This is a genomic window from Pseudomonas sp. NPDC088322, from assembly GCF_044740745.1.
Lineage (GTDB): Bacteria > Pseudomonadota > Gammaproteobacteria > Pseudomonadales > Pseudomonadaceae > Aquipseudomonas > Aquipseudomonas shirazensis.
The window spans coordinates 393494-413985 of record NZ_JBIURK010000005.1 but is presented as its reverse complement, the minus strand read 5'-3'; the positions used below and the strand labels follow the sequence as shown (position 1 = coordinate 413985).

Annotated in this window: 23 protein-coding genes and 1 pseudogene; all 24 read left to right on the top strand. The window is 60.0% G+C overall.

Annotated elements, in window-relative coordinates; all coding sequences use genetic code 11:
* Window positions 1-2 precede the first annotated feature (2 nt).
* The 24 genes and pseudogenes from ACIOAU_RS15640 to ACIOAU_RS15525 all read left to right on the top strand — a co-directional run bounded on the left by ACIOAU_RS15640 (window position 3) and on the right by ACIOAU_RS15525 (window position 20354).
* On the top strand, window positions 3-380 hold the full coding sequence (locus ACIOAU_RS15640; protein ID WP_220633917.1) for a hypothetical protein: 378 nt from the start codon (window positions 3-5) through the stop codon (window positions 378-380).
* A 3-nt stretch (window positions 381-383) separates the two neighbouring features.
* Window positions 384-776 (top strand): hypothetical protein, encoded by a 393-nt coding sequence (locus ACIOAU_RS15635; protein ID WP_220633916.1) that lies wholly within the window; start codon window positions 384-386, stop codon window positions 774-776.
* Between the two features lies 1 nt (window position 777).
* Window positions 778-1452, top strand: a complete 675-nt coding sequence (locus ACIOAU_RS15630; RefSeq protein WP_220633915.1) for a hypothetical protein — start codon at window positions 778-780, stop codon at window positions 1450-1452.
* Complete coding sequence (locus tag ACIOAU_RS15625) at window positions 1449-1877, top strand: phage tail terminator-like protein (RefSeq protein WP_401183057.1); 429 nt, start codon at window positions 1449-1451, stop codon at window positions 1875-1877. Before ACIOAU_RS15630 ends, ACIOAU_RS15625 begins: the two co-directional genes overlap by 4 nt.
* A gap of 39 nt (window positions 1878-1916) precedes the next feature.
* Entirely contained in the window at window positions 1917-2576 is a 660-nt protein-coding gene (locus tag ACIOAU_RS15620) for a phage tail protein (RefSeq protein WP_220633913.1), read from the top strand.
* Window positions 2577-2585: 9 nt separating this feature from the next.
* Complete coding sequence (locus tag ACIOAU_RS15615) at window positions 2586-2969, top strand: phage tail assembly chaperone (protein WP_401183054.1); 384 nt, start codon at window positions 2586-2588, stop codon at window positions 2967-2969.
* Between the two features lie 47 nt (window positions 2970-3016).
* Window positions 3017-3283, top strand: coding sequence for a DUF1799 domain-containing protein (locus ACIOAU_RS15610; RefSeq protein ID WP_259407051.1), 267 nt, complete (start codon window positions 3017-3019; stop codon window positions 3281-3283).
* 3 nt (window positions 3284-3286) lie between these two features.
* Window positions 3287-6727, top strand: coding sequence for a phage tail tape measure protein (locus ACIOAU_RS15605; protein WP_401183051.1), 3441 nt, complete (start codon window positions 3287-3289; stop codon window positions 6725-6727).
* A complete protein-coding gene (locus ACIOAU_RS15600; RefSeq protein WP_401183048.1) occupies window positions 6727-7065 on the top strand; it encodes a phage tail protein in 339 nt (112 codons plus the stop codon). Before ACIOAU_RS15605 ends, ACIOAU_RS15600 begins: the two co-directional genes overlap by 1 nt.
* Window positions 7066-7074: 9 nt before the next feature.
* The gene (locus ACIOAU_RS15595; protein WP_220633909.1) at window positions 7075-7824 is read left to right on the top strand and encodes a phage minor tail protein L; all 750 of its coding nucleotides are present in this window, start codon (window positions 7075-7077) and stop codon (window positions 7822-7824) included.
* Window positions 7825-7826: 2 nt separating this feature from the next.
* Window positions 7827-8582 (top strand): C40 family peptidase, encoded by a 756-nt coding sequence (locus ACIOAU_RS15590; protein ID WP_220633908.1) that lies wholly within the window; start codon window positions 7827-7829, stop codon window positions 8580-8582.
* 925 nt (window positions 8583-9507) lie between these two features.
* A complete protein-coding gene (locus tag ACIOAU_RS15585) occupies window positions 9508-9948 on the top strand; it encodes a superinfection immunity protein (protein ID WP_220633907.1) in 441 nt (146 codons plus the stop codon).
* Between the two features lie 458 nt (window positions 9949-10406).
* Window positions 10407-11009: a tail assembly protein gene (locus tag ACIOAU_RS15580; protein WP_220633906.1), complete on the top strand. Its 603-nt coding sequence runs from the start codon at window positions 10407-10409 to the stop codon at window positions 11007-11009.
* 59 nt (window positions 11010-11068) lie between these two features.
* Complete coding sequence (locus ACIOAU_RS15575; protein ID WP_401183043.1) at window positions 11069-15040, top strand: phage tail protein; 3972 nt, start codon at window positions 11069-11071, stop codon at window positions 15038-15040.
* Window positions 15037-15351 (top strand): hypothetical protein, encoded by a 315-nt coding sequence (locus ACIOAU_RS15570; RefSeq protein ID WP_401183040.1) that lies wholly within the window; start codon window positions 15037-15039, stop codon window positions 15349-15351. The genes ACIOAU_RS15575 and ACIOAU_RS15570 overlap by 4 nt, the downstream gene beginning before the upstream one ends.
* Window positions 15351-16226 carry a hypothetical protein gene (locus ACIOAU_RS15565; protein WP_401183038.1) on the top strand — a complete coding sequence of 292 codons (876 nt, stop codon included), beginning with the start codon at window positions 15351-15353 and terminating at the stop codon, window positions 16224-16226. The genes ACIOAU_RS15570 and ACIOAU_RS15565 overlap by 1 nt, the downstream gene beginning before the upstream one ends.
* 13 nt (window positions 16227-16239) lie before the next feature.
* Window positions 16240-17028, top strand: coding sequence for a phage tail protein (locus ACIOAU_RS15560; RefSeq protein WP_401183035.1), 789 nt, complete (start codon window positions 16240-16242; stop codon window positions 17026-17028).
* Window positions 17028-17366 (top strand): hypothetical protein, encoded by a 339-nt coding sequence (locus ACIOAU_RS15555; RefSeq protein ID WP_401183032.1) that lies wholly within the window; start codon window positions 17028-17030, stop codon window positions 17364-17366. Before ACIOAU_RS15560 ends, ACIOAU_RS15555 begins: the two co-directional genes overlap by 1 nt.
* Entirely contained in the window at window positions 17359-17637 is a 279-nt protein-coding gene (locus tag ACIOAU_RS15550; RefSeq protein ID WP_401183029.1) for a tail fiber assembly protein, read from the top strand. The genes ACIOAU_RS15555 and ACIOAU_RS15550 overlap by 8 nt, the downstream gene beginning before the upstream one ends.
* A gap of 55 nt (window positions 17638-17692) precedes the next feature.
* On the top strand, window positions 17693-18136 hold the full coding sequence (locus ACIOAU_RS15545) for a structural protein P5 (RefSeq protein ID WP_401183026.1): 444 nt from the start codon (window positions 17693-17695) through the stop codon (window positions 18134-18136).
* Window positions 18133-18495, top strand: coding sequence for a hypothetical protein (locus ACIOAU_RS15540; RefSeq protein ID WP_401183023.1), 363 nt, complete (start codon window positions 18133-18135; stop codon window positions 18493-18495). The genes ACIOAU_RS15545 and ACIOAU_RS15540 overlap by 4 nt, the downstream gene beginning before the upstream one ends.
* 419 nt (window positions 18496-18914) lie before the next feature.
* Window positions 18915-19820: a hypothetical protein gene (locus tag ACIOAU_RS15535; protein WP_401183020.1), complete on the top strand. Its 906-nt coding sequence runs from the start codon at window positions 18915-18917 to the stop codon at window positions 19818-19820.
* Between the two features lie 159 nt (window positions 19821-19979).
* Window positions 19980-20132 (top strand): annotated as a pseudogene (locus tag ACIOAU_RS15530) (DUF2514 family protein); the annotation flags it as partial.
* Between the two features lie 12 nt (window positions 20133-20144).
* Window positions 20145-20354, top strand: coding sequence for a hypothetical protein (locus tag ACIOAU_RS15525; protein ID WP_401183017.1), 210 nt, complete (start codon window positions 20145-20147; stop codon window positions 20352-20354).
* The last annotated feature ends 138 nt before the right edge of the window (window positions 20355-20492 follow it).

Below are 20492 nucleotides of genomic sequence, written 5' to 3'. Positions count from 1 at the left end.
CCATGACCGACTTCATCACCGTCGCCGACGTCGACCAGGCACTGGGGCAGGGGTGGGCTGGCGAGGCTGATGGGGTCCTTGCCGTGACCATGGCCAACGCCTGGCTCACGGCTAAGATAAAGCGTGCGGTGCCCAAGGTGGTGCCGGATGCGATCATCACTGCCGGCGTACAGGTGGCCAAGCTGGCTGCTGACGGCAAGCTGTACAAGGACACCCAGCGAGAGGTGCAGAGCAAGACTGTATCAGCGCAGGCTGGGACGTCGACTAGCAAGACCTACGTCGCGGGGTCTGTTGATCGCTCGACCGGCGAGAACTTCGCTCTCGACCTCATCGCACCTTGGACCCGCCGCGCCGGCACCGTAATGCTCAAGAGGATCTGACCCATGGGCATGCGCGAAGAACTCCAAGCGGAGCTGGCGGAAGCGTTCGATGATCCAGACGGCCTTGGCGACGCGGTGAAGCCTGTAGCCGGATCCCGCACCCTGAAGGGCGGATATGACCCCGAGATCGGCGGCACTGTCCCGGCCTCGACCATCAGTTACGCCGGGCGCGGTGTGTTCGGTAGCTACCTGGCCAAGGAAATCGACGGCTCGCGCATCCAAACCGAGGACGTGAAGCTGCTGGTGCTGCAGAACGAATTGTTCGAGGGGCAGGCAAGCGCTGTAACCGATGTTCCGGCGCTGCCCAAGATCGGCGACCAGGTGAGCGGCTACCGCGCACTCAACGTGTCCCAGGACCCTGTCCAGGCGACTTGGACCATCCAGTTGAGGAAGTGATATGGCGCGTGGCTCACACATGGCCCAGCGATACGGTGGCCAGCAGGGCGGGTTTGCTGAAGCTATCCGGGCATTCGCCGAGCAGGCGGAGCAAGCCTTGGACGCTACCTTCCGCGAAATCGTGATCGAGATCGGCAGCAGCGTTATCCGCATGTCGCCGGTAGGCAACCCTGAGATATGGGCGGCTAACGTGGCCCATCGGGCCAAGGCAACCAGAGCCGCCGATGACTACGACTTCAAGGTCGCGGTCCGCAACACCCTGATCAACCTGAACCAGGACAACTTCACCAAAGCCGGCAATCTGCGCAAGGGGGTGAAGTACGCCAAGCCACTGACCAAGACCGAGCGCGAGCAGAACTTCGCCACCAATGGCCTGGTGGCGGGCCAGGGCTACGTCGGTGGGCGGTTCCGTGGAAACTGGCAATTCTCCATCGACTCACCTGCAACCGAAGAACTCGAGCGTGTTGACCCGTCAGGCAGCGAGGCGATCGCCGCGCTGTTGGCGCAGGTCCAGGCCCTGAGCATCGGCCAGACCGCGTACATCGTGAACAACCTGCCATACGCCATTCCGCTGGAGTACGGCCACTCAACACAAGCCCCAGCCGGCATGGTCCGGGTGACCTTGGCCAACTTCCAACGCATCGTCGACGAAGCCATCAGGAACAACAGCGTATGAGCCATGCACGAGCCCGCCAGGCCATCGAAATCATGTTGATGGCCTGGGCGGCGTCGCGACCGACCCGCGTTGCGAACTTCGAAGAGGGCTTCGAGCCGCAGCAGGATGAAACTTACCTGCAAGCTTTCCAGCTCCCCGGGGCGACTACCTGCCGATACCTGGGCGGCGAAGCTTACGAGTACACCGGTGTCTACCAAGTCAGCATCACTTGCCCTGCAGGCCAAGCCCTGGCCACAGCCGAAGCGCTGGTCGATGAGCTGTCCGCGCTCTTCCAGGTCGACTCCCCGCTCAGCCGTAACGGCTTCGAGGGAATGATCACCGAGCCGGTAGAGCAGGGCCCAACCATCACCGAATCGGCGACCTATACGGTGCCGACCAGCTTCACCTACCGCGGCGTCGCGGACCAATCGCCCATAGGGGCATAACCATCCGCCACCTGGCGGACCTTCAAGAGGAAATACCCCATGGCCGCACGCTTCCCGCTGCCTAACGGCGCCGTGCTGGAGATCGCACGCGTCATCGGTGCTGCTGTCCCTTTCACTGCATTGACCAATGCGAAGCCCCCGGTTGCTACTGCCGCAGATCACACGATCCAGAACGGCGACGTTTTGCTGGTTAACTCTGGCTGGGCGCAGATCAATGACCGCGCGGTCAAAGCCTCCGGAGTCGCAGAAGACGTTTTTGCGCTGGCCGGCCTGGATACCAGCGATGCCGAATACTTCACGGCAGGGGCTGGCGCCGGTTCGGTTTTGCCTGTCTCCGACTGGGTGCAAATCTCTAAGGTGACTTCATTCACCTCTGCCGGCGGTGAGCAGCAGTACACCACGGTGGGCTACCTGGAGGACGACGATGACAAGCAATATCCAGCCAACCGCAACCCGCGAACGCTCACTATTGTGGTCGAGGACCAGCCCACCTCACCTTACGTCGTGACCGTCGAGGGCTACGACGCCTCCAAGGAGCTGGCCGTAATTCGCATGAAGCTGCGCAACGGCGACCAGATCCTCTACCCGGGCTTCGTGAGCATCACCCCAGATCCAACCATGGAGCGAAATAACGTGATGACCCGAACCATCAGCGTGGGCCTTTCGGCTCGCTCCCTTCGTTATCTGGCCGGCGTGTAAGGGGCTCTCATGGCGAAGATCAAAATCGCGCAGAACCCGACGTTCACTGCCGAGGTGCAGGTGCCGCGCATCGGCGGCGAGGCGGTGCCAGTGGAGTTCGAGTTCCGCTACATGGATCGGGTGACTTTGGCGGGCATGTTCGACCGCTGGAACAAGGCCCGTGACGCTTGGGCGGAGAAGGCCAAGGCCGACAATGCCACCTGGGAAGAGGTGACCGCCGGCGAGATCGCCCTGCAGGCTGAACAACTGGGCGAAATCATCACCGGCTGGGATCTGGAGGACGAGTTCAGCCAGGAAGCGATCGTCAATCTTGTGCGCACTTGCACCGGCGCGCCGAAAGCGGTGATCGACTCCTTCCAGAATGCCTACAGCCCGGCACGCCTGGGAAACTGAGGGCGGCCGCCCGGGCTTGCTATGAGCAAGGGCCATCTGCCGAGCAATTGGCTGCTCTTGGCCTGACCCCAGGTGACATGGAAGAAGAGGAAGTGGAGGTGTGGCCAGATGCCTGGCCAGCCTTCCGCCTGTTCGACGCGATGGGCACTCAATGGCGGGTAGGCCCGGGCGGTGCGTCTGGCCTGGACTACACCGCCATCCCTGCTACCGCCTCGATGCTCGGCATCAAGCGCCGCGACCTCACTGAAATTTTCCCCGACTTCCGCGTGATGGAGGTTGAGGCCCTGGCCGTCATGGCCGAATCGCTGGAGTAGATCATGACTACCATTGCCTCTCTCGGTCTCCAGATCGACTCAGGTGACGCTGTTGAGGCAAAGGACAACCTCGATCAGTTGACGGACGCCGGCAAGCGCAGTGAAGAGTCCGCTGGCAAGACCGGTCGCGCATGGGAATCAGCTCTTGGCAGCCTGCAGGGTGACACCCGGCAGATCGTGCAAGAGCTGCAGAATCTCAACGCCAAGCAGGCCGAGCTGGCGCAGCAGATGGCCACTGTGGGGCGCGCTGTCACGACCGCTTCAACGGCGTTCAGCAGCGCCGCCGCGAACATGGGCGCCTTCCGGGCTGAGGCAGCGCAGGCTGGCAAGGCGCAAGAGGCGCTCACCGGCGCTACTGATGCCGGCGCGCAGGCAGGGCGACGCGCCGCAGAGTCGGCAGACGAGCAGCAAGCTCGGCTCCTGGCTGTGGCCAAAGCCTCTTTGGAGGCCAGCCAGTACGTTCAGTCGCTCAACCGGGCCACCGAGCACACGGTGGAGGTGACCTCTCAAGCGAATGCGGTGCTGTCGGACAGCGCCAGTCGCCAAGCGGCCATCAACAGCCGCGCACAGGCTCTGCTCGCTACAGAGGAGCGCCTGGCGCAGTCGGCGAAAAAGGCCGCAGGTGCCCACCGTGAGGAAGGCCAGGCGCTGGATGAGCTGCTTGGCAAGATCGATCCGACCGTGGCTGCCATGGGCAGACTCGACCAGATGGAACAGAAGCTGAAGGGATTCCGCGCAAGCGGTGCGCTCGATGCTGAGACCTTTGGCGAGTACCAGTCGAAGATTGACCAGGCGCGTACCGCGCTTGGCGGTGCAGACAGTGCACTCGGCAAGACCGGCATGACCGCGAAGGCTACTGCTGCGGCTCTGCGCGGCGTTCCTGCTCAGTTCACGGATATCTTCACATCGATCGCAGCAGGCCAGCCTATCACCATGGTCGCGCTGCAGCAGGGCGGCCAGCTCAAGGATATGTTCGGCGGGCTTGGCCCGGCAGCGCGTGCCCTGGGCGGCTACATCCTTGGTCTGATCACCCCCTTAACCGTGTCGGCTGCTGCTGCGGCAGCGCTTGGATATGCCTTCTACAAGGGGACTGAAGAGACCGATGCTTATAGCAACGCCCTGATCTTGACGGGTAACTCTGCCGGGCTGACTGCTGACCAGCTGGGCGGTATGGCCAAGCAGGTGAGTGCTACTGTTGGCACCACTGGGGCGGCTGCATCGGTTCTGGCTAGTTTGGCGGGTAGCGGTAAGATCGCCGGCGACAGCTTCATGGATGTTGCGCAGGCAGCTGTATCGATGGAGGAGGCAACAGGCAAGGCGGTTTCCGAGACCATTGCCGAGTTCGTCAAGCTGGCGGACGACCCAGTCAAAGCATCGGTAGCTCTGAATACCCAGTACAACTACCTGACGAGCTCGGTCTACTCGCAGATTACGGCACTTGAGCAGCAGGGCAAGCACGCAGACGCCGTCAAGCTGGCCACCGAAGCGTTTGCGGACGCCATCAACGAGCGCACTCCGAAGATCATCGAGAATCTCAGTTGGTGGGAGCGGGGCTACAACGCTGTCGCAAAGGCGGCGGACAACCTGAAAAACATCGGTCGATCAAGCATCGATGACGATATTGCTCGTATGGAGGAAAACCTGGCGAGCGCCCAGCGGGGCGATGTTGGGGCCTTCCAAAATCAGACGGAAATGGTCACGTTCTATACCGACCAGCTTCAATTTTTGAAAGACAAGAAAGCAGCCCAAGAAGACATCGCTGCATTCGACCGCCAGGAGGCGGAAGCCAACGAGAAAACCATCAATGCTATGGCCAAGGTCGATGCCCTAGAGAAATCGGCTTGGACCAACGCCAAGAAACGCAGCGAGGCTAATAAAGAATATGAGAAATGGCTGGATGTAATCGGGAAGAAAAATCCAGATGATGCTCGGCTCAATCCAGAAACTGTAGCAAGGGTCCGCAGCAACATTGCTCAGAAGTACAAAGATCCCGCAGGCCGCACGGGGTCTGTGGACCTATCCGGATTCAACGACCAGAAAAACGCCCTCGCAGCCATCTTGGGCGAATACAAGAATCACCAGAAGGAACTGGATGCAGCACAGAAAGCAGGCCTGATCTCGCAGGAGTCCTACACAGCTCAGCGCTCGGCAATCGTTGAGCAGCAGAAGGCCGAGGTGACTAACGCCTACGAGGCAGAGATTCGTGCCCTAGAGGATGCAAAAGGGCGCAGCAGCACCAGCGCCCAGCAGCGCATTCAGCTGGATCAGAAAATAGCCGACGCCCGGGCTGCGATGGTCAAGGCTCAAAAAGACGCTGACACCGAGCTCTCCGTGCTGGCGACCAATGAGCAGGGCCGGCTGGCCAAGCAGGCCAGGGCAGTGCAGACCTACACCGATGCCCTCGATCAGCAGGTTCAGGCGCTGAGGCTGCAAGGACAGCGCTCTGCAGCAGGTCTTGGTCTTGGTGACCGCCAGCGCGGCCTGCAGGACCAGCAGAACGGCATTACCGATCGCATGAACCAGCAGCGCCTGGATCTTGCCAACCAGTATGGCGATGGCTCGCGCGGCATGAGCCTGGATGAGTACAACCAAAAGCTGGCTGGGCTCAACAAAACCGAAAGGGACCTTCAGGAAACAACGGTCGCCAACTACGATTTGATGACTGAGGCCCAAGGCGACTGGCGCAAAGGCGCCTCGTCTGCGTTCCAGAACTACCTCGACCAGGCCCGCGATGTCGCCGGGCAAACGAGGTCACTGTTCACCAGTGCGTTTTCCAGCATGGAGGACTCGGTCGTGAACTTCGCCATGACTGGGAAGTTCTCGTTTGCCGATTTCACCAAATCCATCCTTGCAGATATGGCGCGGATTGCCACCAGGCAGGCTGCTTCTGGGCTGCTAGGAGGCCTGGTAAACCTCGGCGTCTCTGCCGCGTCGGCCTACTTTGGTGGTGGCGGCACTGGCAATGGCATGGCCGCTGGCTCGGCAGGCGCAACTTCATCCAACCTCGGCGCCTCGCAGGCGGGCTACTCCAGCGCTTACTTTCCGCAGGCGCTGGGCGGTGCATGGGCCAATGGCGTGCAGATGTTCGCCAATGGGGGCACGTTCACCAACTCAATCGTGAGCACTCCCACGGCCTTTGGTATGGCTGGAGGCAAGCTGGGGGTGATGGGTGAGGCAGGTGACGAGGCTGTAATGCCGCTCACGCGCACCGCCGGCGGGCAGCTGGGCGTGCGGGCCGTAGGTAGCGGGGGAGGCACCTCCATATCCATGCCGATGTCGCTCACCCTTGTTACAGAGGACCGGAGCAGCGAAGGCATGCAACTGGACCAGCAGGCTTTGCAGCAGAACATGCAGGCGCAGATGAAGGCTGCAGGGGAGAAAGCCGTGGCTGACTCCTGGCGGCCAGGTGGTATCAGCCATCGCAACGCACAAAGGAGAAGCTGATGGCCATTGAGACATTCCGCTGGCTTACCCAGCGAGGCGAAACGCCAGAAATCACATACCGGGTGCGCGAGTCCAAGTTTGGCGGTGGCTACAAGCAAACGGTCGGTGATGGTCCGAACAACAAGGAAGACAGCTACCCGATCACGGTCACCGGTCCGAAGACGAAGATCAAGCAGGCATCTGATTTTCTGGACCGGCACGGGGGCGCCAAGGCCTTTCTCTGGAAAACGCCAATGGGGGATCTGGGGTTGTTCACCTGTGCCGACCCCAAGCCTACCCCTGTCGGCGGTGGGGTCTTCAAGCTCATCGCCACGTTTCAACGCGCATACCACCCCTGAGAAAACCTCATGTCACTGATTCGCGATATTCAGTTGCTCGAGCCTGGCAACGAGGTACTGCTGTTCGAGCTGGACGGCTCCGACTACGGCGCGGATGTGCTGCGCTTCCATGGGCATGCAATCCCCCATACGCCCGAGGAGTTGGCCGCTGCCGGCACAGATGCAGACCAGCTGCCAGCGAAGTCCATCTGGTGGCAGGGCAACGAGTACAGCGCCTGGCCGATGCAGATCGATGGTATCGAGGCCAATTCCGACGGCACCGCGGTAAGGCCGACTCTGCAGGTGGGCAACGTCAATGGGCGGATAACCGCGCTGTGCTTGGCATTCGACGACCTGCTTGAGTTCAGGCTCACCCTTCGGCTGACGTTGACGCAGTACCTGGACGCCGAGAATTTCCCGGCGGGCAACCCCAATGCTGCTCCCTCCGAGGAGAGCATTGAGGTTTGGTTCATTGACCAGAAGACCCAAGAGAACGGCGAGACCGTAGCCTGGGAGCTTGCCAGCCCGGGTGATGTAGGCGGCGAGACGATCGGGCGGCAGATGACGACGCTGTGCCACTGGGCAATGACCAATGGCTACCGTGGTCCGGACTGCGGTTACACCGGGCCGTACTTCGATTTCGACGGGAAGCCCACGGACGACCCCGCCAAGGACGAGTGCAATGGCTGTCTGGACTCAGGCTGCGTTGTGCGGTTCGGCCAAGGCAATCAAATCCCATTCGGCGGCTTCCCAGCCGTGTCCCTGATCGCCAGGAGCTGACCATGCGCAAACACATTCTTGCCGCAGTGCAGCAGCACGCAGCGGCGGAGTACCCGCGCGAGTGCTGTGGGCTGTTGCTGGCCGTGGGCCGCAAGCAGGTTTACTTCCCGTGCGCGAACGTGGCCACCGAGCCGACCGAAGAGTTTCGGATCGCGCCCGAGCAATACGCCGAGGCCGAAGACCAAGGCCAAGTGATCGGCATTGTGCACTCGCATCCTGATGCGACCAGCAGGCCGTCGCCGCGTGACCTGGCCATGTGCGAGGCAACGGGGCTGCCATGGCACATCCTGTCTTGGCCGGAGGGCGACCTGCGCACCATCACCCCAACGGGCGAAACGCCGCTGCTGCGCCGGCCCTTCGTGCACGGCGTATGGGATTGCTGGCAGGTCTGCGCGGACTGGTACCAGCGCGAGCTGGGGCTGGAACTACCAACCTATGCCCGTGAGGACGGGTGGTGGGAAAATGCCGATGGGCCGAGCCACTACGAGGACTGCTACGAGGCTGCAGGCTTCTACCAGGTTGATCGTCCAAAGCGAGGCGATCTGGTCGTTATGGCCATAGGGCGCACGGCGCACCCGAACCACGCAGGTATTTTCCTGGGCGCTGATCCCGCGTTGCCAGGGGAGCAGGCCGAGGTGTTCGGCCCCGGCCCGTTCTTGCTGCACCACCTGTACGGCAGGCCATCAGAAATCATCGTTTTCGGCGGGCCTTGGCTCGACCGGACGCGCCTTGTGTTGCGTCATCGGGACGCGAAGTAATATGGAAGCACTACAGGAGGAATTATGCCTACAAATCAAGATCTTCAATTGCAAATAGATCAGTTGAGGTCCCTGGTCGGTACGCTTTCGGCAGAGGTAGGTGCTCTGCGCAGTGAGCTGAGGAGCCACCAGTATGACGCCCCCTGCGACAGGAGCGCCAAGATAGAACCACCTAGCAGTGACTGAGCTTGTTGGCCTCCTGAATGGCGAGTGCCAAGGCCTCACCCAGGGATAGCTGTTCATATGGCTTGCCTGGTTTAATCTGGACAGTCACTTCGGCATGCCTCTCCACATCGGAGATTCTCACCGAGATAATTTCGCCTCCCGTTATGTGCGTAACCGTCACGTGGTTTAGCTTAAAGGCCATTCCTATTCCTCCTAGTTTAAACCCCAGTCCATGGGCTTTGCGGCAACGGACCGGGGCGGTTCGTTTGGGATCAGCTAGTTTTGGTTCGAACGATTAGACGCCACAAAATCGGAACCGATTGATCCTGATGCTGATGCCTGTTTTGCGGCGGAAATGGATCTCGAGCATTCGAAGTGATCTCGTCGCCGCAGCCTTCGCAGCGGTATATCCCAGAGACAGGTACGCGATCCCCTGGCTCATAAAACGTGTTCCAGTGATCATGACCGGGCGATGTGGTCTCAGTGATGAATCTTCTGGTGTATTGCGTAACAAAAGCCATAGCGCCTCCTTTCATTGGCGGCCTAACGCTACTACGGCTCAATCCAATTTCGTTACTGGCATTTCATCCACGCTGGATGCTTGGCCAGTCCGGCTTCTACAGTCCTGCGTTTCAAGGAAATAAAGAGCTGAACCCCGCCAGCGCGGGGTTTTGGAGTTGGCATTTCGAACCCCCAGCGCTAGGTGATAGCATCCTGTCATTGTCATGGAATGGCCGTGGCCAGTAAGCATGGAGTTCAAATGTTTGTCGTTCGATTGCTGGTGTTGGGGTTTCTCGCTTCCTTCAGCTACGCCATGGGCACCGAGCGGGGAGGGCTGAATGCCTTCGGTACGCTCATGGCCTTCAGCGGGATCATCTTCATTCCTGCCCTATACATGCTGCCCACAATTGAGGCATCGCTGCGCAAGAGCAATAACTTGGGAGCAATTGCTGCACTCAATTTCTTCTTGGGCTGGAGCCTGCTTGGCTGGGTTGCCGCGCTTATTTGGGCATTCAAGAATCCATCTCCGGTGGTTATCACGGCACAGCCCGTTGATCCTATCGAGACTGCTATCGAACCAGCTGCTGATCATGGCCAGAGACCTAAAAAAGACTGCCCGTTCTGCGGGGAAGAGGTGCTGGCGGTGGCGATCAAGTGCAAGCACTGTGGTAGCGACCTAGCTGCGGAGGGTGTCGCATGAAGTTTTTTCTCTTATGCGTTGGGCTTACCCTAATGGCAGGGTGTGCGACGTCTGCTACTCCTGTCGGGGAGGCCGAACCCGTTCCTCTCGACGAGCTTTATGCTTATCAGCAGAAGCCAGCCGGGGATAGTGGGACTTTGACGGTAGTACGCGATTCAGGCGCTCTTGGATCAGGCTGTGATGTCGTGGTGTACATCGATGGCCGCAGATCGGCCAAAGTTGGCCCCGGGCAGCGGGCGAGCTTTTACCTGCCACCAGGTCAACCGAACATCGGGATTGGTCTTGCGGAGTCAGGGCTGTGCAGCGGAATGGCTGTGCGTTCGATAACCGGAAAGGTGGAGGCCGACCATTCAAGCTTGTATCGAATAAGTGGCGATGCCGGTGGTGTCTACATCGGACCGTTTATTGAGTACCGCTGACAGAACCGCCTTCGGGCGGTTTTTTATTTTGGAGAGATCATGATCGCGACTGCAGCTCACTACCAGCCTTTTACCTCAATCAAGCTGTCGGGATCCCTCGCGCAGAAGTTCGGGAGGTTGCATCGCCGCTTGCTCGAAGAGGGAAGCGTGCTGGAGGTTTTCCGCGCCCTGAAGGCAACGGTGCCAGGGTTCGAGGAGGAAATTAAACGGCTCAGCGGCCTGGGCATGCGGTTTGCTATTTTTCGCAACAAGAGGAACGTCGGCGAGGGTGATCTATCAAGAGGGGGAGCCCGCGAAATTCGCATTGTGCCAGTGATTGGCGGGAGCAAGCGTGGCGGAATCATCCAAACGATACTGGGCGCAGTGATGATTGTTGCGGGCCTGTTCCTTTCCGCTACTCCGTTTGGTGCGCCGCTTATTGGTGCGGGCATAGGGCTCGTGGCAGGTGGTGTCATTCAAATGCTCAGCCCCCAAGCCAAAGGCCTTTCCCAGAGTGGTAGCCCCGCGAACATGCCGTCCTACGCTTTTGGCTCAGCCAAGAACACCACTGCCAGCGGCAACCCGGTACCGATCTGCATCGGCAGGCGCCGCTGGGGCGGGGCGATCATTTCTGCCTCGATCTACGCCCAGGACAAGGCGTAGCAGCCAGCACGAAACAACATCAGCCGCCTCGAGCGGTTTTTTTACGCCTGGAGGAAAGCATGGGCGCAGCAGCTCACCTGGTGATTGCCGGGGAAAAAGGTGGCGAGAAGAAGCCGAAAACCCCGGTAGAGGCGCCGGACAGCCTGCGCTCGACCAACATCGCCAAGATCCTTCTGGCAGTGGGCGAGGGGGAGTTCGACGGCACGCCGACCGCGCGCGACATCTACCTCGACAACACGCCGATCATGGACGCCAGCGGCAACCTCAACTTTCCCGGTGTGAGATGGGAGTGGCGGCCAGGCAGTGTCGAGCAGGATTACATTCAAGGTATCCCGTCAGTCGAAAACGAGACCACCGTCAACGTTGAGCTGCGCGCCGACCACCCCTTCACCCGAACGCTGAGCAACACTCAGCTATCAGCCATCAGGGTGCGCTTGGCTTGGCCGCGGCTAGTCAGACAAGACAGCAGCGGGAACACCAATGGCTACAGGATTGAGTATGCAATTGACGTCTCGACTGACGGCGGGGCGTTTGTAGAGTCCGTTCGCAGTGCCGTTGATGGCAAGACCACCAGTGGTTATCAGCGTTCCGAGCGCGTAAATCTTCCGCCGGCGATCTCGGGCTGGTCATTCCGCATTCGCCGACTCACCCCGAACTCCAACACCGGCACAATCGCAGACACCATGACTGTCGCTGGTTATACCGAGATCATTGACCAGAAGCTGCGCTATCCCAACACAGCGCTCCTCTACATCGAGTTCGATGCCGAGCAGTTCCAGAACATCCCGGCTGTGACCGTCAACTGCAATGGCCAGCGCTGGCCGGTGCCGAGCAATTACGATCCAGTGACCAGGACCTACACCGGTGTTTGGGACGGCACCTTCAAGCTGGCCTGGACCAACAATCCGGTTTGGGCCACCTACGGCTTGTGCGTCAACGATCGCTTCGGGCTGGGCAAGCGCATCCAGTCGTGGATGGTCGACAAGTGGGAGATGTACCGCATCGGTCAGTACTGCGACCAGCTGGTGTCGAACGGCGTGGGCGGCATGGAGCCGCGCTACCTGTGCGACCTGAACCTGCAGGGCAAGGCCGAGGCTTGGACGCTGTTGCGCGATCTGTCGGCGATCTACCGCGGGATGGTCTATTGGGCGCAGGGCTCGCTGTATATGCAGGCGGATATGCCGCGCGCGCAGGACATCGACTACACCTTCACCCGCTCCAATGTCATTGACGGCGACTTCGTCTACGGCGGCGCCGGGCGCGACACGCACTACAGCCGAGCGCTGATCAGCTACGACAACCCGGCCAACAACTACGACACCGACGTGATCCCGGTAACCGACAACGCGCTGCAGCGCCGGTACCGGGATCGGCCAATTGAGATCTCGGCAATCGGCTGCACTCGGGCCAGTGAGGCCCAGCGCCGCGGTAAGTGGGCGCTGTTGAGCAACAACCAAGACCGGACCGTTACCTTCAAGACCGGCATGGAAGGGGCGGCGGTGCTGCCGGGCTTTGTAATTCCGGTGGCCGATGAGCTGGTCGCCGGCAGGCCGAATGGCGGGCGCATCTCCGCTGTCGCGGGCCGTACCGTGACTCTGGATCGTGACACGCCAGTGAAGTCGGGCGACCGCCTGATCGTCAACTTGCCGAACGGAACCGCTCAGGCGCGGACTGTGCAATCTGTTGCTGGCCGGGCCGTTACCGTGACCACGGCGTATACCCTGCAGCCTGAGCCACAGCTGCAGTGGGCGATTGACTACGAGGACCTGGCTGTTCAGTTATTCCGAGTGCTCAAGCGCAAGCGCACCGCCGAGGGCGAATACGAGTTCACAGCGCTGGAGTTCAACCCGAGCAAGTTTGCAGCGATCGACAACGGCGCCAAGCTGGAAGAGCGCCCGATCAGCGTCATCCCGATCACTACGGTGCCGGCGCCGGCCAGCGTCACCCTGACCTCAGGCTATGCAGTTGACCAAGGCATTGCGGTCAGCACCATGACGATCGAGTGGCCTGCTGTTGAGGGCGCGGTCGCCTATGACGTTGAGTGGCGCAAGGACAACGGCAACTGGATCCGCCTGCAGCGCGTAGGGACGACATCTGTCGATATCACCGGCATCTACGCCGGCGCCTACCTGGCGCGAGTTCGGGCGGTGAGCGCGTTCGACATCACGTCGATCTGGCGCGACTCGATGCTGACTGAGTTGAAAGGAAAGGAGGGCGTGCCGCCCTCGGTCACCTTCTTGGCTGCTGAATCACTCCTACTCAGCATCGCTATCAGGTGGGGTATCCCACCAGGTGCCGAGGACACCCAGCGCACTGAACTCTGGTACAGCCAGAGCAACAGCCTGGACACGGCAACCAAGCTGGCCGACCTGGCCTACCCGCAGGCTGAGTACGTGATGCAAGGATTGAGGGCTGGCGTGTCGTTCTTCTTCTGGGCTCGCCTGGTGGACCGAACCGGCAACATTGGACCGTGGTACCCGGTTGGCGGCGGCGTGCTGGGCCAGTCTGGATCGGATGCCAGCCCTGTGCTGGAGCTGATCAGTGGCCAGGTGACCGAGAGCGAGCTTGGCCAGGAGCTGTTGAAGGAAATCGAGAAGATCTCCGGCGACTTCCCGGGTTCGGTCAATGACCGGATCAACGAAGCGAAGCAGGAGCTCGAGGAGCTGATCACCGAGTTGACCGACCCGCTCGAGTACGTGGCTACCAATGCTTACGCGAAGGATGACGTAGTGCGCAGCGGCCGGCGCCTGTACATGGCCGTCGTCCCTGTGCCAGCTGCAGCCGACGGCAGCAACGCTCCGCCGAATCCGACGTACTGGGTCGATATCGGCAGCATTGCCGCGACGGCCAATGGGCTGGCGCAGGCTGTGGCCAAGAACACCACCGCCATCGCTACGGTGGACGGCAAGGTCATGGTCACAGCGGCCATGTTGCAGGCCGTGCAGTCGGCCTACCGCGACGACAATGGCGAGGGTGACCTTGCCGATGCGATGCGGGGCTGGGGGACGTTGGCCAAGGTTTCAGAGGAGTCCCGTACAAGGGCAACTCAGAACGAAGCGATGGCCAGCAGGACTACAGCAGTTGAGGCTCGTGTCGCGGAGAACACCGGCAGCATTCGTAGCCTTGAGCAGACGGTTGTCACCAACGAGCAGGCGACTGCCAGCAGGTTCAGCGACGTCAACACCAAGGTCGGCAGCAACACGGCAGGCATCTCGCAGCTGGAGAAAGCCGTTACCGACAACGAAACGTCAACAGCTTCGCGGCTGCAGACGGTAAACGCGAGAGTTGATGATGCTGAGACGGCGATCAGCGAGGAAGAGCTGGCGCGGGTAACCGGTGATGAATCGCTCGGTCAACGCCTCGGTATCATGGAGGCGTCGTTCACCTCGCCTCAGGGCGAGCGTGACGACAATGGCGAAGGCGATCTGGCCGGCGCGCTCAAGTCATGGGAAAGCACTGCGAAGATCGCCGACGAGTCGAAGGTGCGGGCAACCGCTGTCGACGTCCTGGCGCGCCGGTCCGAGACGCTAGAGGTGTCGATCGCCGATACCAATGCTGCCGTGCAGACCGTCAGCCAGGCTCAAGCCACGCTCGACGGCAAGGCCAACCTCATGTGGGCCGTGAAGATGCAGCTCAACGCCCAAGGCCAGTACGTCGCTGCAAGTATCGGACTCGGCATCGAGAACGGCCCTGGCGGGCTCCAGAGCCAGTTCCTGGTGTCGGCAGACCGGTTCGCAGTGGTCAACGGCATCAACGGCGTGCTGTCGTCGCCGTTCGCGGTGCAGGGCGGGCAGGTGTTCATCAACGAGGCGTTCATCGCTGACGGGACGATCACCAACGCCAAGATCGGCAGCTTCATCAGCTCGACCAACTACGTGGCGGGTCAGCAGGGCTGGATCCTGAACAAGAGCGGAACGCTTGAAATCAACGGCACGGTGGCGGGGCAGGGGAGGTTGACCATCACCAACCAGCGGATCCGCATCTACCACGCCAATGGCAACCTGGCGATCGATCTCGGTGTGAACGTATGAGCGCAGGAATGAAGGCGTGGGACCCAAGTGCCCTGCTATTGCTCGACATGACGAGCTCAATCAGCCAGATGGATGGCTATGTCGACACCGGAGCAGCCAATGGGTCGCTGGTGATCCCGCTTGCTCCGCCTGGCAAAGAGCTGTTCTACGCCATCACTGAGCTGTCGGCGCAGAGCAAGTACCTCGGGAAGCGTCCAGGGGTAACGCTCACCATTGGAGCGTCAACGGCAACTCTTTCTTGGCAGTACTCCTACGCGAGCGGGTGGGGGTTCTATTCGCTGAACTGCCGCATCCACTACGGGTATCACTGATGTCTGCAGGAATGAAGGTATGGAAGGAGGATGGCTCTCTCCTTTTTGACACAGAGAAAATAACTTACGGTTTGCTGAAGAGCGGGTACATGAGTTATCTGCTCAGTTGGCCTCGCCTAGAATATAGATCGGCAAGCTTGCCACCGAATTCGGGGTCAAGCTACAGCGAATCGTCTGTCGTCGACGCCATACATGGATTCAGTGTCGACGGTGCGGTGGCGCCGATAGTGTTCATTGTGGGGTCAGGTATATCGTGCGGCTCGTCGAAGACCGGAAACACTACGACGTTTTATTACATCGGCGCGAGTCCATCGACCAAGTTTTATTACTTCGACACCATGAGGAACACGCTCTTCGGTGCGGGCATGAAGTGCTTCCGGGAGGTTGATGAGGTTCTGACCTTCAACTCCCTCCAGGTGCCGCTCAACATTGTGTCGACTATCAGGGCTCCCGCCCCTCCGTCGCCGGGCTCGGCAGGCGGGGTGGCCACCTACAGCGTGCCCTTCGCTGGGGCCACCAGGCTTGCCACGCGATTCATCAACTCAGGTGTCTACTACTGCGTGTCCAGGATCTTCATCCCGATTGCCTCGGGGGAGTTCGCGACGGCGACTACGTTCTCCAGAAGTTTCGGCCAGGCTGCTATGGATAGCATGTCTGCTGGGGGGACATTTCCTGCGCGTGGGAATCAGCAGGCGCATATGGACGGTGCCTACGGAGCTGATGGGGGGATCTACTTCATGTCGTGTGACGCAGCCAGGACAACAATGTACTGGGGGGCGCAATTTACCTACAACGCCTACTACAGCATACCCACGGATAAATACCCGGAAGCGCTTGTAATACGCACGGACAACCTTCCGTTTCCATTCAATTAAATCGGAGCAACATATGCCCTGGTACAGAGTAGGCACAGTCGCGATCACGGCTGGGCAAACAACGGTGACCGGTACCGGCACCAACTTCCCTGCGAACTCTCGCGTCGGTGACGCATTTCAGGGGCCGGATGGTCGCTGGTACGAGGTGACCAACATCGCGAGCGCGACCGTGATCAGTATCCTCCCAGCGTACCTCGGCGCAACTGTTGCGGCAGGTGCTTACGGGCTGGCGCCCATGCAGGGCTATGTCAAAGAGTCGGCCGACCGCCTTAGGCAGCTCGTCGATCAGTTCGGCGCGACATTGGCTGGTCTGGGTGCAGTGTCAACCGAGAACGTGGTTCCAGTGGCCAAGGGAGGTACGGGTGGTACTACGCCGGCATTGGCTCGCGCCGGTCTGCAGTTGGGGGCGGCTGCCGTTGCCGCGATTGTTGGCCAGGTCAGTCAGGCCGGCGGCGTCCCGACGGGCGCAATTTTCGAAAGAGGTAGCAACGCCAATGGCGAATACACCAAGTACGCCGACGGGACCATGGACTGCTTCCTCTACAGCACGGTGACGGATCAGGCTTGCGAAACTACGTATGGAAGCCTCTTCATCGGCACTCGGACCTGGACCTTCCCGATGCCGTTCTCTTCCCCGCCGGCAGTAAGTATGAACGGCAGGATTGCCACCGGCGCAAGCTGGGCAGGAATTGGGGGAGGGGTTTCTAACTTCGGTGCTACGGCTCGATTCGTTGACGCTTTCTCGCGCGCGGTTGGCGTCACAACTGTGATCTCATTTACAGCTAAGGGAAGGTGGTACTGATGCAACTGAATCTATCCCCCGTCCGTATGGACGAGCAACTCACGCTGGATCGGGACGGCGACACCCTCTACGTCAATGGTGAGCCTTTCGACTTCAGTCCTCTGGCCGAGGGGGCAACCCTCCCGCAAGAGGCTGTGCTGTCCGATTGGTTCCCAGGTGAAGTCAGCCGCATCGACGGCGAACTTCATTTGACCATCCGCATCCCTCACGGGGCCAATGCGCCTCATGCCACCCGGTTCCCTGAGCCGATGACCATCACCCGAAACGGCCCGGTTGCACTGCCAATCTATGACTTGCAGCCAGTACTGCCGCTGCCAGAGGTTTCTGCGGATGAATAATATCGATTGGTCCCAAGTCATCACGGCAGAGCAGAAAGCTCAAGCCGCCGCCGAGCAGATGCTCGCCACGCTGGTAGCTGAAATAGCGCAACGCCGGGCCGCTGCTGATACAGCCATCGCGCCGCTGCAGGACGCTGTCGACCTCGATGAGGCGACCGAAACTGAGGCCGCCGCACTGAAGCAATGGAAGCGCTACCGCGTGGCGCTGAATCGTCTGCCTGATCAGCCAGGCTACCCGGCCGTTATCGACTGGCCCGCACCGCCGGCCTGATCCACCCGAACCCACCGACCGCCGCCTGGCGGTTTTTTTTGCCTGGAGAAAACCCATGGCCGCACGCGGCGTACGCAACAACAACCCCGGGAACATCGACTTCAACCCTCGCAATGACTGGGTAGGCCAGCTGGGTCTGGAGCAGGGCACAGCGAAGCCCCGCTTTGCCCGTTTCGACTCGCCAGAGAACGGCATCCGCGCCCTGGGCAAACTGCTGATCAACTATCGCGGCAAGGACGGCATGCCTGGTGTGGGTGGGAAGGGCATCGACACGGTGCTCGAGACCATCAATCGCTGGGCGCCAAGCAACGAGAACGATACGCAGGCCTATGCACTGGCCGTAGCCAAGCGTATTGGCGTGCGCACCACTGTTCCCATCAACATCAAGGACCCCGCAGTGCTGCGGGGAATGGTGGTGAGCATCATCATCCACGAGAACGGCGGCAACCCGTACGCGCCGTCGGTGATCGATGAGGGCGTGCGGAGGGCGCTGGCATGACTTCATGGGCGCTGCGCCTCGCTGGCGCCGGCCTGCTGATCCTGCTGGGCATGGCCCTGGGCACCTGGGCTACTGCTCGGCATTTCCGCCCGCTGCTGGACTACCAGCAGGACAAGACCGCCCAGTGCACCGCCGCGCGCGACAACCTGTCCGGCCTGGCGCAGGAGCAGGGGAAAGCACTCGGCGACCTGGCGCTTGCCGCCGCCGACCGCCAATCTGCCGCCGAGCATGCTGTGGGCGTGGCCAAGGCCAGTGCCGACGCCGACTACGCCGCGGCGAACCGCCTGCAGCAGGAGCGGACCGGCGGCGACCAGTGCTCGGCGGCAACTTCGATCATCGACAAGGAGCTTAGGCTGTGACTGAGAAGCTTAACTTGCGGACTTGTAGGAGAAGGAAGAGCATTTTGCGGCTCGCGCGCCGGATACTTTATAGCTTTGCCTGTAGGGGCGGGGTCGTTATAGCGCTGGCCGTACAGGGGTGTGCCGTGCGCGAGGAGTCGGAGGTGAAGTATGTGCGCGTAGAGGTACCGGTGCAGGTGCCTTGTCGCGCGCCGGAGGTTGCGGTACCGGCTTGGGCAGCTGCCGGTCTACGAAGGACCGATAGTCTGGAAGTGAAGGTGCGGGCGCTGCTAGCTGAGCGTCGACAGTGGATCGGTTACGCAAGGCAGCTTGCAGCCTCAAGCGCTGCATGTAACTGAGACTTGCTAGATCGTGAGTTCAATGATATCAATCTGCCCCAGATCGGCTTGCTATATAGCTAATACTAATGTTGAAAACGGGTGGTTGATTTGAGTAGTCCTGGCTTGAGATACGAGCGCCTTTTGTTCTGGGCGGCGCCAATAACTTTAGCGGCTTGTGCAGTGTTAATCATTACGCTGGGGCACAATACATATGAAGATAGGAGGGTGGCGAACTGTTATGATCAAGCTGCGGTAGTAATTGAGAGCGATGCTCAACTTGTGGGAGCTTGGTCGATTGCTCAATTGGAGTCTAAGCGTGATAGGAGTAAAGTCCCTATTATTATGTATGGCGGAGATGTTGCCAAAAAGCTAATTTATGGTCTTAACTCTACTTGTTGGAATGGACTAGTAGAACAGCGAGATAGTCTAGAACAATCACCAATCTCTTTGGTGGGCGAGTTTAAAAAAAATGCAGAAGATCTCAGGAAAAAACCGATAAAGCTATACGGGGTAGAAATTCCGGATGTCGCGACGGTGGGGCTTGCGGGCACAAAAATTCAGATTGCTATGTCTAGCTTTGTACAAGCGTTTCAGATTGCATTAGCGCCAATCATGCTACTTTGGCTGGGGAGTCTGTATCATACACGGCAGCGGGAGATAACAAGTATTAAGATGTCGGAGAGCATTCTCTCGGTGCATCCCCATGTAATTAATGTATTTCCGGTGGGTTATTATCCAGAGTTGAGGCGTAAAAATTGGTTTAGGGCGAAAGCCCCATTTGCCTGGTCGTTCATATTTGCGCTCATACGGATGTCGTTGGTTGCAATATTTATTTTGCCGTCGTCAGCGTTGTATGTTGGGTCGCTGTTCTATCAGCCGATGTTTGGGTATTGGTTGTTAAATTGCTTTGCTGGTGCGTGGGTTTTTCTTTACGCGCTGGGCGCTTTGATGATTGAGGTAGATGTCGGGGTTAAGCATTTTCCCGGAGCTAATGCACTGCGCTAAGAAGCGAGCACGATATGTTAGATATTATCAAGCATCTGCACGTTCACTTAGGCTGTTCTAAGCGGTACCCGCTAACAGCTTCGCGTAGTGACCAATGCCCGCACCAAGGACTTGCCGCCGCCCCAATGAGCCACCCTTCGCGCGGACTCCTCATCCAGCGCCAGGCGCCAGACAGCCACCCGCGCCGCCATGGTGCTCTCCGACCTGCTCTCACGGGCTGATGCTCGAGCGGGAGAGCTGGCGCAAGCGTATGACCGAGCCAGAATAGCTGGGCGGGCTTGTGAGGCGTCCTATAATGCCCTCATCAAATGAGGGGTATAGCCTGTGAGCAACGATGTAAGCGGCGTGTTGATGCCTGACCATGAGATATATCTGCAGGTCACGGCGGCGCTGAAACGCTACCACGAAGCGAAGGACATGGGCGCTCCAGCCCATGAAGTTGAGCGCCTGCGGCAGATCTACGACGCTCACGTCCAGGCCGTTACCGAGTACCAGCTCAACGCCTTGAGCGGCAGAGGCTCGCCCGCGCACTGATCCTTGCCCGCCAGGCGGTGATTGCCGGCGGCGGTCCCCGGCCTTACGATACTGTTTTTATATACAGTATTGGGTGCCGCCATGTCACAACACTTACCTGCGCTTTGGGTCGCTGAGCTCGATGATGTCGCTGCTTTG

Bases quoted from the DNA above. Each gene is read 5' to 3' on its own strand.
- ACIOAU_RS15640 (WP_220633917.1), top strand. From the start codon at position 3: ATGACCGACTTCATCACCGTCGCCGACGTCGACCAGGCACTGGGGCAG.
- ACIOAU_RS15635 (WP_220633916.1), top strand. From the start codon at position 384: ATGGGCATGCGCGAAGAACTCCAAGCGGAGCTGGCGGAAGCGTTCGAT.
- ACIOAU_RS15630 (WP_220633915.1), top strand. From the start codon at position 778: ATGGCGCGTGGCTCACACATGGCCCAGCGATACGGTGGCCAGCAGGGC.
- ACIOAU_RS15625 (WP_401183057.1), top strand. From the start codon at position 1,449: ATGAGCCATGCACGAGCCCGCCAGGCCATCGAAATCATGTTGATGGCC.
- ACIOAU_RS15620 (WP_220633913.1), top strand. From the start codon at position 1,917: ATGGCCGCACGCTTCCCGCTGCCTAACGGCGCCGTGCTGGAGATCGCA.
- ACIOAU_RS15615 (WP_401183054.1), top strand. From the start codon at position 2,586: ATGGCGAAGATCAAAATCGCGCAGAACCCGACGTTCACTGCCGAGGTG.
- ACIOAU_RS15605 (WP_401183051.1), top strand. From the start codon at position 3,287: ATGACTACCATTGCCTCTCTCGGTCTCCAGATCGACTCAGGTGACGCT.
- ACIOAU_RS15600 (WP_401183048.1), top strand. From the start codon at position 6,727: ATGGCCATTGAGACATTCCGCTGGCTTACCCAGCGAGGCGAAACGCCA.
- ACIOAU_RS15595 (WP_220633909.1), top strand. From the start codon at position 7,075: ATGTCACTGATTCGCGATATTCAGTTGCTCGAGCCTGGCAACGAGGTA.
- ACIOAU_RS15590 (WP_220633908.1), top strand. From the start codon at position 7,827: ATGCGCAAACACATTCTTGCCGCAGTGCAGCAGCACGCAGCGGCGGAG.
- ACIOAU_RS15585 (WP_220633907.1), top strand. From the start codon at position 9,508: ATGTTTGTCGTTCGATTGCTGGTGTTGGGGTTTCTCGCTTCCTTCAGC.
- ACIOAU_RS15580 (WP_220633906.1), top strand. From the start codon at position 10,407: ATGATCGCGACTGCAGCTCACTACCAGCCTTTTACCTCAATCAAGCTG.
- ACIOAU_RS15575 (WP_401183043.1), top strand. From the start codon at position 11,069: ATGGGCGCAGCAGCTCACCTGGTGATTGCCGGGGAAAAAGGTGGCGAG.
- ACIOAU_RS15570 (WP_401183040.1), top strand. From the start codon at position 15,037: ATGAGCGCAGGAATGAAGGCGTGGGACCCAAGTGCCCTGCTATTGCTC.
- ACIOAU_RS15565 (WP_401183038.1), top strand. From the start codon at position 15,351: ATGTCTGCAGGAATGAAGGTATGGAAGGAGGATGGCTCTCTCCTTTTT.
- ACIOAU_RS15560 (WP_401183035.1), top strand. From the start codon at position 16,240: ATGCCCTGGTACAGAGTAGGCACAGTCGCGATCACGGCTGGGCAAACA.
- ACIOAU_RS15555 (WP_401183032.1), top strand. From the start codon at position 17,028: ATGCAACTGAATCTATCCCCCGTCCGTATGGACGAGCAACTCACGCTG.
- ACIOAU_RS15550 (WP_401183029.1), top strand. From the start codon at position 17,359: ATGAATAATATCGATTGGTCCCAAGTCATCACGGCAGAGCAGAAAGCT.
- ACIOAU_RS15545 (WP_401183026.1), top strand. From the start codon at position 17,693: ATGGCCGCACGCGGCGTACGCAACAACAACCCCGGGAACATCGACTTC.
- ACIOAU_RS15540 (WP_401183023.1), top strand. From the start codon at position 18,133: ATGACTTCATGGGCGCTGCGCCTCGCTGGCGCCGGCCTGCTGATCCTG.